Genomic DNA, 14756 nt, shown 5'->3' on the forward strand with positions numbered 1-14756 from the left:
CAGACTGGATATTTCACAAGGAGCATTTCATGAGTCAGCTGCGCCGCGTCGCGATCATTGGTGGCAACCGCATTCCGTTCGCCCGCTCCAACGGGCCCTACGCCACCGCGAGCAATCAGGTGATGCTCACCGCCGCCCTCGAAGGCCTGATCGAACGCTACAACCTGCACGGCCAGCGCATCGGCGAAGTGGTCGCAGGCGCGGTGCTGAAATTGTCACGGGATATGAATCTGACCCGCGAATGCGTGCTCGGCTCGCGCCTGTCACCGGCCACTCCGGCCTATGACATCCAGCAGGCCTGCGGCACCGGTCTGGAAGCCGCGCTGCTGGTGGCGAACAAGATCGCCCTCGGCCAGATCGACTGCGGCATTGCCGGCGGCGTCGACACCACGTCGGACGCGCCGATCAGCGTCAGCGAAGGCCTGCGCAAAATCCTTCTGCGAGCCAACCGCGCCAAGACCACCGGCGACAAGCTCAAGACCTTTCTGCAACTGCGTCCGAAACACCTGATCCCCGAATTCCCGCGCAACGGCGAACCGCGCACCGGCCTGTCGATGGGCGAGCACTGCGAGTTGATGGCGCAGACCTGGAACATCCCCCGCGAAGAACAGGATCAACTGGCCTTCGAAAGCCACCACAAACTGGCGGCGTCCTACAGCGAAGGCTGGCATAACGACCTGATGACCCCGTTCCTCGGCCTGACCCGCGACAACAACCTGCGTCCGGACCTGACCCTGGAAAAACTTGCGACCCTGAAACCGGCGTTCGAGAAAAGCGCCAAGGGCACCCTGACCGCCGGCAACTCCACGCCGCTGACCGATGGCGCCTCGGTGGTGTTGCTGGGCAGCGAAGAATGGGCGAAGGAGCGCGGCTTGCCGATCCTTGCGTATCTGCGCGACGGCGAGGCGGCGGCGGTGGATTTCGTCAACGGTGCCGAAGGACTTTTGATGGCGCCGGTGTACGCGGTGCCGCGGCTGTTGGCGCGCAACGGCCTGACCTTGCAGGACTTCGACTACTACGAAATCCACGAAGCATTTGCCGCACAAGTGTTGTGCACGTTGAAGGCCTGGGAAGATCCGGAGTACTGCAAGACGCGGCTGGGGCTGGACGCTCCGCTGGGATCGATTGATCGCAGCCGCTTGAACGTCAAGGGCAGCTCCCTGGCGGCGGGGCATCCGTTTGCCGCGACAGGCGGGCGGATCGTGGCGAACCTGGCGAAGTTGCTGGATGCGGCGGGGCAGGGGCGGGGGTTGATTTCGATTTGTGCGGCCGGGGGGCAAGGTGTGACGGCGATCATCGAACGCTGACAGAACAACAATCCCCTCTCCTGAAGAGAGGGGATTGCAAAGGTTACTCAGGTACGGAACCTGCGCACCAACCCATCCAGCTCATTCGACAACCCCGCCAGACTCTGCGAATCCAGCCGCGCCGAATTCGCCAGCTCCGCCACCAACTGCGCATCACCATGAATCTGGCTGATGTGCCGATTGATGTCCTCGGCCACCTGATGCTGCTCTTCCGCCGCAGTCGCGATCTGAGTGTTCATGTCACGAATCACATCCACCGACTCACGAATCTGCCCAAAGCTCTCCCGCGCCTCACCAATCCGTGCCACCGATTGCTGCGACACATCAAGACTGGCGCGCATCTGCTGGGTCACCGCGCTGGTGCGCTTCGCCAGATTGCCCAGCAGCCCGTCGATTTCAGCCGTCGAATCCGCCGTGCGTTTGGCCAATGCGCGAACCTCATCGGCGACCACCGCAAATCCACGCCCCTGCTCACCGGCCCGCGCTGCTTCGATAGCCGCGTTGAGCGCCAGCAGGTTGGTCTGTTCGGCGATCGAGCGGATGGTGCCGAGGATCGACTGGATGTCGTTGCTGTCGCGTTCCAGTTGCTGCATCGACTGCGCCGATTGCTCCAGTTCCTGGCTCAGTTGGTCGACGCTGTGCACCGCCGCATCGATCTGCTGCTGACCTTCGCGGGCCTGGCGCTGGCCGCTGTCGGCCGACTCGGCTGCCTGGCTGCACGAGCGGGCGACTTCGTTGGCGGTGGCGACCATTTCGTGGAATGCGGTCGAGACCATGTCCACCGCTTCGCGCTGGCGTCCGGCGGCTTCGGCCATATCGCCGGAGACCCGGGTCGAGCTCTGCGAAGTGGCGAGGATTTTTCCGGCCGCGCCGCCGATGTGCTGGATCAGGCTGCGGATTGCGGTGAGGAACTGGTTGAACCAGTTGGCCAGTTGCGCGGTTTCGTCGCTGCCACGGATGTCGAGGCTCTTGGTCAGGTCGCCTTCGCCCTGGGCGATACCTTCCAGACCGCTGGCCACGCTGCGGATCGGCCGCACGATGAGGCTGGCGAAACTGGCGCCGACGACCGCGAAAAGTGCTGCCAGCACCGCCGCGATGATCGCGATCAGCCAGGTCAGTTGAGTGGCGGAACTCATCACTTCGTTCTGTTTGATCAGGCCGATGAAGGTCCAGCCCAATTGCTCCGACGGCCAGACGTTGGCCATGTAGCGTTCGCCGTTGAGCTCGACCTCCACCAGGCCTTTGCCGGCCTTGGCCAGTTGCGCGTAACCGTCGCCGAGGCTGTCGAGCTTCTTGAAGTTATGCTCCGGTTGCTTCGGATCGACCAGCACTGTGCCGGTGTTTTCCATCAGCATCAGGTAACCGCTTTCACCGAGCTTGATCTGTTTGACGATCTCGGTCAGTTGCTTGAGCGACACGTCAATGTTGACCACGCCACCCTGGGCGCCCAACTGGTTGGCCACTGCGCGCACGGTGCTGACCAGTACCGCGTCATCGCCGGCCCAGTAATAGGCTTCGGTGCGCAGGGTCTTGCCCGGGTTGGCCATGGCGGTCTTGTACCACGGGCGGGTACGCGGGTCGTAGTTGGCCATTTTCGGGTCGCCCGGCCAGAACGCGTAGCCGCCGCTGCTCAGGCCATAGGAAACGTAGGAGTAGGCCGGGTGGGATTTCGCCAGCCCTTCGAACAGGGCAAACAGTTGCTTGTCGATCTCGCCATCCGAGGTATCGGAGGCATTGGCGCTCATGCGACTGCGCACACTGCCGTCGGCGTTTTTGACCAAAGGCTGCGCCGCCAGGTAATCGACGTTCTGGCTGATGCCGTCGAAAAACAGCTGCATGGCGTTGCTGACCTGACGGATCTCGCGCCCGCTGCTGTCGACAAAATCGTCCCGGGCATCGCTGCGCAGGTTCAGTACCACCAGGGTGGCGACCAGCACCACGGGCAAGCAGGCGATGATTGCAAACGCCCAGGTCAACTTCTGTTTGATGTTCATCCGCGCTCCAGATTTTCTTGTAGGCCCACGCAGTGCAGATGACTCGCGGTTATTGGCAGCCGAAAAACGTATTTCTCACCCGTTTCCTTGAGTGCGACATCGAAGATTTTTTTGAAACGATTGTCGGACAAATTCCTCTGCCTCAAAGGAATTCGGCCGCGCGCGAGGGAAATTGAGGCTGCAAAAGAAAATTAATGTGAGCGGTGTTCGGCGGGATGTCAGATTCTGTCGCAAATGCCCTCAAGGCCTGTCGCCAACAACTCCGACAGCCTCGGCTATGATTCGCAGCGGTCGATAAAGAGGCGGATCGGCCCGGTTTATCCGGCACAGTGTGTGCATCCACAGGTTCACAGGTCGGCAACCCCTCCCCGTGATGCGAGGATTGCCGTATAACGAGTGACATTCGCGTGTTTGGTAATAAAGGACCCACAATAAAAGCTGATGAAGACTCCAAAACGCATTGAACCCCTGATCGAGGACGGTCTGGTCGACGAAGTGCTGCGTCCACTCATGAGTGGCAAAGAAGCAGCTGTTTATGTGGTGCGCTGCGGCAATCAGTTACGTTGCGCAAAGGTCTACAAGGAGGCGAACAAACGCAGTTTCCGCCAGGCGGCCGAGTATCAGGAAGGCCGCAAGGTGCGCAACAGCCGACAGGCCAGGGCAATGGCCAAGGGTTCCAAATTCGGGCGCAAGGAAGCCGAAGACGCCTGGCAGAATGCCGAAGTCGCGGCGCTGTTCCGCCTGGCCAACGCCGGGGTGCGAGTGCCCAAGCCGTACGACTTCCTCGAAGGCGTGCTGCTGATGGAGCTGGTGGCCGACGAATACGGCGACGCCGCACCGCGTCTGAATGATGTGGTGCTGGAGCCGGATCAGGCTCGCGAATATCACGCGTTCCTGATTTCGCAGATCGTGCTGATGTTGTGTACCGGTCTGGTGCACGGTGACCTCTCGGAGTTCAACGTGCTGCTGACCCCGACCGGGCCGGTCATCATCGACCTGCCGCAAGCGGTGGACGCCGCCGGCAACAACCACGCGTTCAGCATGCTCGAACGTGACGTCGGCAACATGGCGGCGTACTTCGGCCGTTTCGCTCCGGAGTTGAAGAAGACCCGATACGCCAAGGAAATGTGGGCGTTGTACGAAGCCGGTACGTTGCACCCGGCCAGCGTGCTGACCGGCGAGTTCGACGATCCCGAGGACCTGGCCGATGTCGGCGGGGTGCTGCGCGAGATCGAAGCGGCGCGTCTGGATGAGGAGCGCAAGCGAGCCATCCGCGCGGCGGACGACGAGCCCAAGGGCAAGTCCGACGAACCGCCTCCGCCACCGTGGATGCAGTGAGCATCTGAAATGGGAAACCCGGCTTCGGCCGGGTTTTACACATTCAAGGATTGATTGTGAGCACCACTTCGCGCAATGCCCGGCTGATCATCACCGCGCGGCTGATTTCCGATTTCGGCGCGTTCCTCAACATGGTCGCGCTGGCCACGTATGTCTACCTGCTGAGCAACAGCGCGGTGAGCGTGGGGATCTTTCTCGCCAGTCGGGTGGGCGGGGGAATTTTCGCCAGCCTGATCGGCACCGCGTTTTATCGTCGATGCAGCGGTCGCTGGCCGTTGATTGCCTTCGATCTGCTGCGCGCCGCTGTGCTCGGTTTATTGCTGATCGTGCCGGTCAGTCAGCAGGCGTTGTTGCTGCCGCTGATTGCGTTCGGTCTGGGTTTTGGCAATTCGATGTTCGCCATCGGTCTCAACAGCCAGCTTGCGCGACTGATCGAGCCTGCGCAGTTGCTCAATACCAATGCCTGGATCACGTCCGCCTCCTCCATGGCGATGGTCGTCGGCAGTCTGGTGTCCGGGTTGCTGGTTGCGGGGTGTGGCTTTGAAACGGTGTTTGCGCTGAACGCGCTGACCTATCTGTTGGCGGCGCTGTTGATTGCGCCATTGCGGTTCAACGCACCGGAGCCGGTGGCCGAATCCAGCGCCAGACAGGGTGAGTGGTCGGCGTTGTTGCAAGGCCTGCGCAGTGCCCCGGTGGTGGCCGCGATGCTGGCGGTGACCATGGCCGACACCCTTGGCAGCGCTGCGCACAACGTCGGTTTTCCGATCATTTCCAGACTGCTGACACCGGACGCGGCGAGCACCACGCTGGGCCTGATGCTCGCGGTGTGGGCCGCCGGCAAACTGCTCGGTGCGCGGATTGCCAGTCGCCTGAACGGCTCGGAAAACATCCATCTGGAGCGTCGCTATTTCGGCGGCGTGTTGTTGATGTCCTGCGGCTTCATCCTGATGTTCCAGCAGCACAGCGTCATCGGTCTGTTGCTGTTTTCGCTGCCGGCCGGATTGGGTGACGGGTTCTCGGAAGTCTGCCTGATGTCACGGCTGCAACGGGAGCCGGAGCCTTTGCGCCTGCCGATCTTCAGTTTCCTGACGCTGTTGCAGATGACCGGGTTCGGCGTCGGCATGCTGATCGCCGCACCGTTCTATGAGTGGTGGGCGCCGGGGGCCGTGGTGTTGCTGTTCCACGGCATTCCCCTCGCCACGGTGCTGTCGATGAAAGCCCTGCTGCTCAGGCGCGAGCGGGTTGCGCGCAGCAGCCCGACGCGAGTTCCTTGAGGATCGGGCAGTCCGGGCGGTGGTCGCCGTGGCAGTGTTCGACCAGATCCTGCAGGGTGTCGCGCAGTTCGCCGAGTTCGCGGATCTTTTGATTCAGCTCGTCGATGTGCTGGCGGGCCAGAGCCTTCACATCGGCGCTGGCGCGCTGGCGGTCCTGCCAGAGCATCAGCAACTTGCCGACTTCCTCCAGCGAAAATCCCAGGTCCCGCGAGCGCTTGATGAACGCCAGCGTGTGCAGGTCATCGTCGCCGTAGAGGCGATAGCCACTGTCGGTGCGATGCGCAGCCTTGAGCAGACCGATCGACTCGTAATACCGGATCATTTTCGCGCTCAGGCCACTGTGGCGGGCCGCTTGGCCGATGTTCATCGGTTGTCCTCCAGATCCTCGGGTTTCCAGGTTTTCAACAGTAGCGCATTGCTCACCACGCTGACGCTCGACAGGGCCATCGCCGCACCGGCCAGCACCGGATTGAGAAAGCCGAACGCCGCCAGCGGGATGCCGATCAGGTTATAGACGAAGGCCCAGAACAGGTTCTGGCGGATCTTCGCGTAAGTCTTGCGGCTGATTTCCAGCGCCGCCGGCACCAGTCGCGGATCGCCGCGCATCAGGGTGATGCCGGCGGCGTGCATGGCCACGTCGGTGCCGCCGCCCATGGCGATGCCGATATCGGCAGCGGCCAGCGCGGGGGCGTCGTTGATGCCGTCGCCGACCATGGCCACGACCCCGGTTTTTTTCAGCTCGGCGACGGTGGCGGCTTTTTCCGCCGGCAGCACTTCGGCGTGGACGTTTTCGATGCCCAGCGCTTCGGCGACGGCGCGAGCGCTGCCACGGTTGTCGCCGGTCAGCAGGTGGCTGTGGATGTGCTGGGCCGCCAGTTGTTGCACCGCGTGCAGCGCGCCGGGCTTGAGGGTGTCGCCGAAGGCGAACAGACCGAGCACGCGGGGCTCGGGGCTTTGCTCGATCAGCCAGGACAGTGTGCGGCCTTCGGTTTCCCAGGCCTTCGCGGACTCGCTCAGGTTTCCGGCGTTCAGACCGCTTTCTTCCAGCAAGCGACGATTGCCCAGCGCCAGGCGTCGGCCGTCGAGGCTGCCGGCGATGCCGCGTCCGGTCAGGGACTGGCTGTCGCTCACGTCCGGTACGTTCAGGCTGCGTTCGGCGCAGGCATCCAGCACCGCTTTGGCCAGCGGATGTTCGCTGCCGCGTTGCAGCGCGCCGGCCGCTGTCAGCAGGGCGTTTTCGTTACCGTCGATTGCACTGAAATGCGCAATGCGCGGCGTGCCGGAGGTCAGAGTTCCAGTCTTGTCGAACACCACGGCGCTGACTTCATGGGCGCGCTCCAGAGCTTCGGCGTCCTTGATCAAAATCCCGTGCCGCGCGGCCACGCCAGTACCGGCCATGATGGCGGTCGGTGTCGCCAGGCCGAGGGCGCAAGGACAGGCGATAACCAGTACCGCGACGGCGTTGATCAGCGCGGTTTCCAGTGGTGCGCCATACAACCACCAGCCGATCAGCGTGGCCAGGGCCAGCAGCAGAACCGTCGGCACAAACACCTGGCTGACTTTATCCACCAGTTTCTGGATCGGTGCTTTCGCGGCCTGGGCGTCCTCCACCAGACGGATGATCCGCGCCAGTACGCTTTCCGCGCCGAGCGCCGTGGTGCTCACCAGCAAGCGGCCTTCGCCGTTGATCGCACCGCCGGTGACCTTGTCGCCCGGTTGCTTGGGCACCGGCAGGCTTTCGCCGCTGATCAGTGCTTCGTCGGCGTGGCTCTGGCCTTCCAGCACTTCGCCGTCCACCGGGAAACGTTCGCCGGGTTTGACCAATACCCGATCGCCAAGGCGTAGAGCGCTGATGGCAACGTCCTGTTCACGGCCATCGATGATTTGAATCGCCCGTTCTGGCCGCAACGCTTCCAGTGCGCGGATGGCGCTGGCGGTCTGGCGTTTGGCGCGGCTTTCCAGGTATTTGCCGAGCAGTACCAGCGCGATGACCACTGCCGAGGCCTCGAAATACAGATGCGGCATGCGCCCGGCAGCGGTCGCCCATTCATAGAGACTCAGGCCATAACCGGCGCTGGTGCCCAGCGCTACCAGCAAGTCCATGTTGCCGGCTCCGGCGCGCACGGCTTTCCAAGCGGCCATATAGAACCGCGCACCGAAGATGAACTGCACCGGGGTCGCGAGGGCGAACTGCGCCCAGGCCGGCAGCATCCAGTGAATGCCGAACGGTTGCAGCAGCATCGGCAGCACCAGCGGCAAGGCGAGGGCGATGGCGCAGATCAGCGCCCGGCGCTCATGATTCAGGCGTTGCTGGCGATTATCAGATTGAGGGTGTTCAAGTTCGAAGAGGCTGGCCGAATAACCGGCCTTGGTCACGGCGGCGATCAGGGTTTGCGGGTCGACCGCGCCGAACAATTCAAGATGAGCGCGCTCATTGGCGAGGTTGACGCTGACGCTTTTCACCCCCGCAACCTTGTTCAGGGCGCGTTCGACACGACCCACGCAGGACGCGCAGGTCATGCCGTCGATGTTCAATTCCACGGTGTGCTGCGGCACGCTGTAACCGGCGCGTTCGACTGCCTCGACCAGCGCCGGCAGACTGTCGCCGGGGGCCTGCACCCTGGCCTGCTCGGTGGCGAGGTTGACGCTGACGGCACTGGCGCCGCTGACTTTGCTCAGCGCCCGCTCGACACGGCCGGCGCAACTGGCGCAGGTCATGCCGCTGATGGGCAGATCAAACGTGATGGAATCGGACATCGGTCGTACTCCCTGTAGTGGATGCCTACAGGATCAACCTTGCCATGCTGGCAAGGTCAAGCACCAGTTTCCGCTACCGGCTGCTCGCTTGTTCGCCTGATCGTTCCCACGCTCCGCGTGGGAATGCAGCCGGGGACGCTCTGCGTCCCAAAGCGTGACGCAGAGCGTCACAAGAGGCATTCCCACGCAGAGCGTGGGAACGAGCGGCAGGCCTTAGTAGCCGAGGCCGGTCGGCTTGAGGTACATGCCTTCCGCATTCATCGCGATGCGGAATTTCAGGATGTCGCCGGCATGCAGTTTGATCTCCTGCGAACCTGGCGCGAGCATGCCCGGGTTGCAACCCGGCATTTGCCCCGGCAGCAGTTTCAGGCGCAGCGAGACATTGCCCGGCGGCAGGTTGAACGAAGTGCTTTGCTCCTGGAACAGGCGCGCCGACAGTTGATCCTGGATGTACACGCCGATTTCGCACGAGGTCGCGACTTCCAGGCGCTCGCGGGAAATGATCAGCACCCCGTAATCTTCCCCGGCGGCATGCACCGAAGGGATCGCGGCAAAGAGGCTGAGTAAGCCAAACAGGCTGAAAGCTGACCAGCGCATGGCTGAATCTCCTGAATTCATGTCATTGATGCACGCAGCTTGGCCGAGCGCGGCGCCGATTGCCAGCCCGGCAGTTTTTTGCAGAACTTGACCTTGCCATTGTGGCAAGCCCGAGACTGCCGGCAACCTCACTCAAAGGAGTCATTCCATGCAAGTGTTCACTGTTGAAGGCATGTCCTGCGGTCACTGTGTCAAAGCTGTCACCCAGGCGGTGCAGAGCAAGGATCCGGCCGCCAGCGTGCGGGTCGATCTGGCGGCGAAGGAAGTCGGCGTCGAAAGTGCGCTGAGCGCCGAGCAAGTGATCGAGGCGATCAGCGAAGAAGGTTATGCGATCAAACTCGCCTGATCTTTTTAATAGTTAGCGAGCTACCGGAATGTTCAAGGCGTCCTCGCGCGGCTAGACTGTCGGGCTGCATAGTCAGTCCGACTGCCCAACCCAACCGCCGCCCGAACTGGACGCCTGATGAACTTCCGTACCCTTCTGATTCTCGGTGCCCTGACCGCTTTCGGTCCGTTGGCGATCGACTTCTATCTACCCGCCTTTCCAACCATGGCGCTGGCGTTCGGCACGGATGAGAAACACGTCCAGCTGACGCTGTCGGCTTACTTTTTCGGCCTGTCCATCGGCCAACTGGCTTACGGGCCGTTGGCGGATCGCTTCGGTCGGCGGATTCCGCTGCTCATTGGTCTGACGCTGTTCACGCTGGCGTCAGTGGCCTGCGCCTACGCACCGAATCTGGAATGGCTGATCGGCGCGCGGCTCTTGCAGGCGCTGGGCGGCTGTGCGGGGATGGTGATTGCCCGAGCGGTGGTCAGCGACAAATGCGATGCGGTGGGCTCGGCGAAAGTCTTCTCGCAACTGATGCTGGTGATGGGGCTGGCACCGATTCTGGCGCCGATGCTCGGCGGCCTGCTGGTGAACACGTCGGGATGGCAGTCGATCTTCCTGGTGCTGACCGGTTTCAGTGCCTTGGCCGGACTGGCGGTAGCCCTCGGCCTGCCGGAAAGTCTGCCGGCGCATGTTCCGCGTCAGCCGTTGTCTGGCGCCCTGCGTCAGTACGGCCGGTTGCTGACCGATCCGGTCTACATGGGCCATGCCCTGACCGGCGGCATCGCCATCGCCGGGATGTTTGCCTACATCGCCGGTTCCCCGTTCATTTTCATCAAATTGTATGGCGTACCCGCCGAGCACTTCGGCTGGCTGTTCGGTACCAACGCGGCCGGGTTCATTCTGGTGGCGCAGGTCAATGCGCGGCTGCTGGCCAAACGTGGCCCGGCCTTCCTGCTGTCGCGAGCGGTCTGGGTTTACCTGTGTGCCGGGCTGACGCTGCTTGCGGTCGGCGCCTTGCACACCGAAGCGCTGTGGCCATTGCTGATTCCGTTGTTCATCTGCGTGGCCAGCCTTGGTTGCATCAGCCCCAACGCGGCAGCGTGTGCAATGAACGGGCAGGGTGGTCGCGCCGGCAGTGCTTCAGCCTTGCTCGGCAGCCTGCAATTCAGTGTCGCCGCCGGGGCTTCGGCGCTGGTGGGGATCCTGCACGATGGCACCGCCGTGCCGATGGCCACTGTCATCAGCCTGTGTGGTCTGCTGGTGGTGTGTGCAGCGATGCTTACCCGGCGCATACAGAATGCCCGGGCGCTGGCAAAGGCGCAGGCTGAAATCTGAAGTCGAAAGCCTCAGCCGACAGCGCGCTGCTGGTCGGGATCGGGAATCTGATGGGGCGCGCGCAGACGCGCTTCGAGGGTGCGAGTGAAGGCGCGAGCTTCGGCCTCACTGCGGAAGGTCACGGCGTGCTGGTCGAGACGAACTTGCCACTGGGACTTTGCCACTTCTTTTATCAGGATCTTCATTGCTGACCTCCCGTACGTAAAAGATTGCATCGCAGAGGACTCGAGTGTAGTCCTGAATACGATCGCAATTGTGACAAGGGTCAAGCATCTGACTGACGGCAAAAAAACACCGCAGCCCCCGAGCCAGCCACATCAGAGGCTGAAGAAGGCTGCGGTCTTCCAAGTTTTAGAAACCTTCTAAAACAATTTTCCCCTTGGCCTTGCCGCTTTCCAGTAACTCATGGGCGCGGCGCAGGTTGCTTGCGTTGATCGTGCCGAAGTGCTCGCCGACCGTGGTTTTCAAGGTCCCGCTGTCGATCAGCCCGGCCACCCGGTTGAGCAGTTTGTGCTGCTCGATCATGTCCGCGGTTTCGAACAGCGAGCGGGTGTACATGAACTCCCAGTGCAGCGACAGGCTCTTGCGCTTGAGCTTGGTCACGTCCAGCGCCTTCGGATCATCGATCAGCGCCAGCTTGCCTTGCGGTGCCAGGGCTTCGACCAGTTGGTCCAGGTGCTGGTCGGTCTGGGTGAGGCTGGCCACGTGGGTCACGTTGGCGACACCGGCGCGTTTCAGCTCTTCGCTCAACGGCTGGCTGTGATCGATCACCCGATCAGCGCCCAGTTCGGTCACCCAGTCGCGGGTCTCCGGGCGGGAGGCGGTGCCGATCACCTTGAGCCCGGTCAACTGGCTGGCGAGTTGGGTGAGGATCGAACCGACGCCGCCGGCCGCGCCGACGATCAGCAGGCTCTGGCCTTCATCGGTATTGCCTTCGCGAATCTGCAGGCGTTCAAACAACAACTCCCAAGCCGTGATCGCCGTCAGCGGCAGGGCAGCAGCTTCGGCGAAACCGAGGGTTTTCGGCATATGGCCGACGATCCGCTCATCCACCACGTGCAGTTCGCTGTTGCCACCGGCCCGGGCGATGGAACCGGCGTAGAACACCTTGTCGCCGGCCTTGAACAGGGTCACTTCACTGCCGACGGCCTTGACCACACCGGCCACGTCCCAGCCCAGTACCTTGGCGGCGCCGCCTTCGGGCGCGACGTTCTGGCGAACCTTGGTGTCGACCGGGTTGACCGAAATCGCTTTGACTTCTACCAGCAGGTCGCGGGGGCCGGCTACCGGTTCCGGCAATTCGATGTCTTGCAGGGATTTTTCGTCGCTGATCGGGAGCGAGGCGTAATAGGCGATGGCTTTCATGGAAATCTCCAACAGTGAATACAAGGAAGGCTTCAGGCAATGACCCGCAGGCGCTTGAGTTCGAAGTGTTCGAGGAACGCCTCGGCCTGGCTGCGGAAGTGCTGGATATGGGCGCTGGCATCGTGAGCCTGCAGGGCTTCGTCGCTGGCCCACTGCTCGATCATGTAGAAGGCCAGCGGATTGGTCAGGTCCTGGTGCAGTTCGTATTGACCGCAACCGGCTTCGGCGCGGGTCGGCTCGATCAGAGCGCGCAGGTGCTGTTCGAGGGCCTCCTGCTGGCCAGGTCGGGCGATCAGGGTGGCGATGGCGGTGAAAGGCTGGGACATGTTCGACTCCGGGACGGGATGAATTCGATGGATGGCATGATTGGCTATTTCTGCGGGAGATAAAACCGGCTAAAAGAGCAGTCTCTTTCAATATTTTTTGATAATCGGGGCTGAGGATGCTGCGTTTCGATGACTTGCAGTTATTTGTTCGGGCGGCGGATCTCGGCAGCCTGTCGGCGGCGGCGCGGGTGATGGACATGTCCGCCGCCGTGGCCAGTGCTGCGCTCAAACGGATCGAGCAGCAATTGGGCGCGCGGCTGTTGGCGCGCTCCACTCGTAGCCTGCGGCTGACGGCCGAAGGTGAAGGGTTTCTCGAATACGCCCGGGCGGCGCTGAGCAATCTCGATGAAGGCCGCCGCCTGCTGGCCAGCGGGCAGGATCAGGTCAGCGGGATTCTGCAGCTGTCGGCGCCCTCCGACTTCGGGCGCAACCTGCTGTTGCCGTGGCTCGATGATTTTCAGCGTGAACACCCGAAGCTGACGGTGCGCCTGTTGCTGGGCGACCGCATCGCTGACCTGTTTCGCCAGCCGGTGGACATCGCCTTGCGCTATGGCGAGCCGGAGGATTCGAGCCTGGTGGCGTTGCCGATTGCCCCGCACAACCGACGGGTGTTGTGCGCATCGCCCGCCTACCTGGCCCGGCACGGCGAGCCGCTGCATCTGGAACAGCTCGCTCAGCACAACTGCCTGCTTTATATGCTCGGTGGCCGGGTGCACGACCATTGGAGTTTCCACGACGGCAAGCGTGAAGTCGGCCTGACGGTCAGTGGCGACCGCTTCAGTGACGATGCCGATGTGGTACGCCTGTGGGCGGTGGCGGGAGCCGGCATCGCCTACAAGTCGTGGCTCGATGTGGCCGGTGATGTGCTGGCGGGGCGGCTGAAAGTGCTGCTGCCGGAGCTGCTCTGCGAACGCGCTCCGCTGAATCTGCTGTGCGCCCATCGCGCACAATTGAGTAAGCCAGTGAACCTTCTGAGGGAAATGCTCGCCAGCCGTTGCGCCGAATTGGGTAGCCGTTTTCCCGTTTTCCAGAAGTCTGACCATTAGTCGCAGGTAAATAGCGAAATTTCTCTCAGGAACAATCACCAGCCACGGGCACTCCGGCGCAGGACGCCGCGAGCAACCCGCTTATACTAACGGCCGCCTGTTGCCCGCACCAAAAGGCCGATGCGAGAACGATCAGACCGCAACCGGCCGGGTAGGGGCGAGGGTCGCGACAGTGCTGCGGTTTCCTTGCTGCGGCGCGCTGCCTCGCTTCGGCTCAAGGTATTTTGCGCGCCTTGGCCGACGACTGATTACTGGTCAAGATGTCTATGAGCTGTAGACGATACGATTCAACAGGGAGTGAATAGATGGAACATGCACCTTGCATCAGCCAGATCGCCACGTTGCTGGCCGATCCCAAACGCAGCGCAATGATGTGGGCGCTCATGGATGGCTCGGCGCGGCAGACCGAGGAACTGGCGTTGCTGGCGGGGCTTTCGCCGTCATCGGCCAGTGCGCATCTGGGGCGCTTGTCCGCTGGCGGTCTGTTGAAGGTCGAGGCGCGCGGTCGCAAACGCTTCTTCCGCCTGGCGGCTCCCGAAATCGGCGCGGCCATCGAAGCGCTCGCCAGCGCCACGCTGGCCAGCGCTCCGCGAGAAATCCCCGAAGTGTTCAAGCGTGCCTCGCCGGTCGTCAGACCCCAGGCGGCTCCTTCATCACTGCTGCGCGCAAGGTTTTGTGACGACCATCTGGGCGGAACGCTGGCCGCCGACCTGTACCAGCGCCTGCTTGATGCCGGATGGATCGAACAGCTTGAGCATCGAGTGGTGGTCACGCATAAAGGCTCGACACAGCTGGCCGGGCGCGGCGTTTATATCCAGGCGCTGGCCCACCGCAATGCCCAGGTGGCGTGCGCCTGTCCGGACTGGAGCGAACGTCGCCCGCACATGGGTGGCTCGCTGGGAGCGGCGTTGCTGCAGTTGTTCATGCAGTCGGGCTGGCTGGTGCTGCCCAACGATTCCCGCGCCTTGCAACTGACGGCGGCGGGCCAGCGGGAAATTCATCGATTTGCCTGTGAAACCGAGCTGGAAATGGCGTTGTAGAGCGCTTTCCTCCACTGATTTGCTAGCAAACGTCGCCAGCGGCTGC

The 14756-nt window shown here is 62.6% G+C and carries 14 protein-coding genes and 1 pseudogene; 7 read left to right on the plus strand and 8 right to left on the minus strand.

Annotated features, from left to right (window positions below; genetic code table 11):
• Positions 1–29: 29 nt before the first annotated feature.
• Positions 30–1307: an acetyl-CoA C-acetyltransferase gene (locus tag I5961_RS03400; protein WP_227234357.1), complete on the plus strand. Its 1278-nt coding sequence runs from the start codon at positions 30–32 to the stop codon at positions 1305–1307.
• A gap of 47 nt (positions 1308–1354) precedes the next feature.
• Here I5961_RS03400 and I5961_RS28765 read toward each other — a convergent pair whose 3' ends face one another.
• Positions 1355–2122 (minus strand): methyl-accepting chemotaxis protein, encoded by a 768-nt coding sequence (locus tag I5961_RS28765; RefSeq protein ID WP_371850984.1) that lies wholly within the window; start codon positions 2120–2122, stop codon positions 1355–1357.
• 90 nt (positions 2123–2212) lie between these two features.
• Positions 2213–3301 (minus strand): annotated as a pseudogene (locus I5961_RS28770) (cache domain-containing protein); the annotation flags it as partial.
• 441 nt (positions 3302–3742) lie between these two features.
• Here I5961_RS28770 and I5961_RS03410 point away from each other — a divergent pair.
• Both I5961_RS03410 and I5961_RS03415 read left to right on the plus strand, forming a co-directional pair.
• Positions 3743–4639: a PA4780 family RIO1-like protein kinase gene (locus I5961_RS03410; protein WP_085700952.1), complete on the plus strand. Its 897-nt coding sequence runs from the start codon at positions 3743–3745 to the stop codon at positions 4637–4639.
• Positions 4640–4695: 56 nt separating this feature from the next.
• Positions 4696–5913, plus strand: a complete 1218-nt coding sequence (locus I5961_RS03415; RefSeq protein WP_227234360.1) for an MFS transporter — start codon at positions 4696–4698, stop codon at positions 5911–5913.
• Here I5961_RS03415 and cueR read toward each other — a convergent pair.
• The 3 genes from cueR to I5961_RS03430 all read right to left on the minus strand — a co-directional run bounded on the left by cueR (position 5867) and on the right by I5961_RS03430 (position 9267).
• Complete coding sequence (gene cueR, locus I5961_RS03420) at positions 5867–6280, minus strand: Cu(I)-responsive transcriptional regulator (RefSeq protein WP_227234361.1); 414 nt, start codon at positions 6278–6280, stop codon at positions 5867–5869. The genes I5961_RS03415 and cueR overlap by 47 nt on opposite strands.
• The gene (locus I5961_RS03425; protein WP_227234363.1) at positions 6277–8670 is read right to left on the minus strand and encodes a heavy metal translocating P-type ATPase; all 2394 of its coding nucleotides are present in this window, start codon (positions 8668–8670) and stop codon (positions 6277–6279) included. The genes cueR and I5961_RS03425 overlap by 4 nt, the downstream gene beginning before the upstream one ends.
• A 213-nt stretch (positions 8671–8883) precedes the next feature.
• On the minus strand, positions 8884–9267 hold the full coding sequence (locus I5961_RS03430; protein WP_085700948.1) for a hypothetical protein: 384 nt from the start codon (positions 9265–9267) through the stop codon (positions 8884–8886).
• A gap of 148 nt (positions 9268–9415) precedes the next feature.
• On the opposite strand from I5961_RS03430, the gene I5961_RS03435 reads away from it, so the two are divergent.
• The gene (locus I5961_RS03435) at positions 9416–9613 is read left to right on the plus strand and encodes a heavy-metal-associated domain-containing protein (protein ID WP_007958490.1); all 198 of its coding nucleotides are present in this window, start codon (positions 9416–9418) and stop codon (positions 9611–9613) included.
• Positions 9614–9730: 117 nt separating this feature from the next.
• A complete protein-coding gene (locus I5961_RS03440) occupies positions 9731–10933 on the plus strand; it encodes a multidrug effflux MFS transporter (RefSeq protein WP_085703484.1) in 1203 nt (400 codons plus the stop codon).
• Positions 10934–10944: 11 nt separating this feature from the next.
• On the opposite strand, the gene I5961_RS03445 is transcribed toward I5961_RS03440, so the two are convergent.
• The 3 genes from I5961_RS03445 to I5961_RS03455 all read right to left on the minus strand — a co-directional run bounded on the left by I5961_RS03445 (position 10945) and on the right by I5961_RS03455 (position 12624).
• The gene (locus tag I5961_RS03445; RefSeq protein WP_170929797.1) at positions 10945–11118 is read right to left on the minus strand and encodes a hypothetical protein; all 174 of its coding nucleotides are present in this window, start codon (positions 11116–11118) and stop codon (positions 10945–10947) included.
• Between the two features lie 166 nt (positions 11119–11284).
• Positions 11285–12298, minus strand: a complete 1014-nt coding sequence (locus I5961_RS03450; RefSeq protein WP_085700945.1) for a zinc-binding alcohol dehydrogenase family protein — start codon at positions 12296–12298, stop codon at positions 11285–11287.
• Positions 12299–12330: 32 nt separating this feature from the next.
• Complete coding sequence (locus tag I5961_RS03455; protein WP_085700944.1) at positions 12331–12624, minus strand: putative quinol monooxygenase; 294 nt, start codon at positions 12622–12624, stop codon at positions 12331–12333.
• Positions 12625–12740: 116 nt separating this feature from the next.
• Here I5961_RS03455 and I5961_RS03460 point away from each other — a divergent pair, with 116 nt between their 5' ends.
• Together I5961_RS03460 and I5961_RS03465 are read left to right on the plus strand one after the other, a co-directional pair.
• On the plus strand, positions 12741–13670 hold the full coding sequence (locus I5961_RS03460; RefSeq protein WP_085700943.1) for a LysR family transcriptional regulator: 930 nt from the start codon (positions 12741–12743) through the stop codon (positions 13668–13670).
• A gap of 305 nt (positions 13671–13975) precedes the next feature.
• A complete protein-coding gene (locus tag I5961_RS03465) occupies positions 13976–14710 on the plus strand; it encodes an ArsR/SmtB family transcription factor (RefSeq protein ID WP_085700942.1) in 735 nt (244 codons plus the stop codon).
• Positions 14711–14756 lie beyond the last annotated feature (46 nt).

This window comes from Pseudomonas sp. IAC-BECa141 (genome assembly GCF_020544405.1).
In the GTDB taxonomy this organism is placed as follows: Bacteria; Pseudomonadota; Gammaproteobacteria; order Pseudomonadales; family Pseudomonadaceae; genus Aquipseudomonas.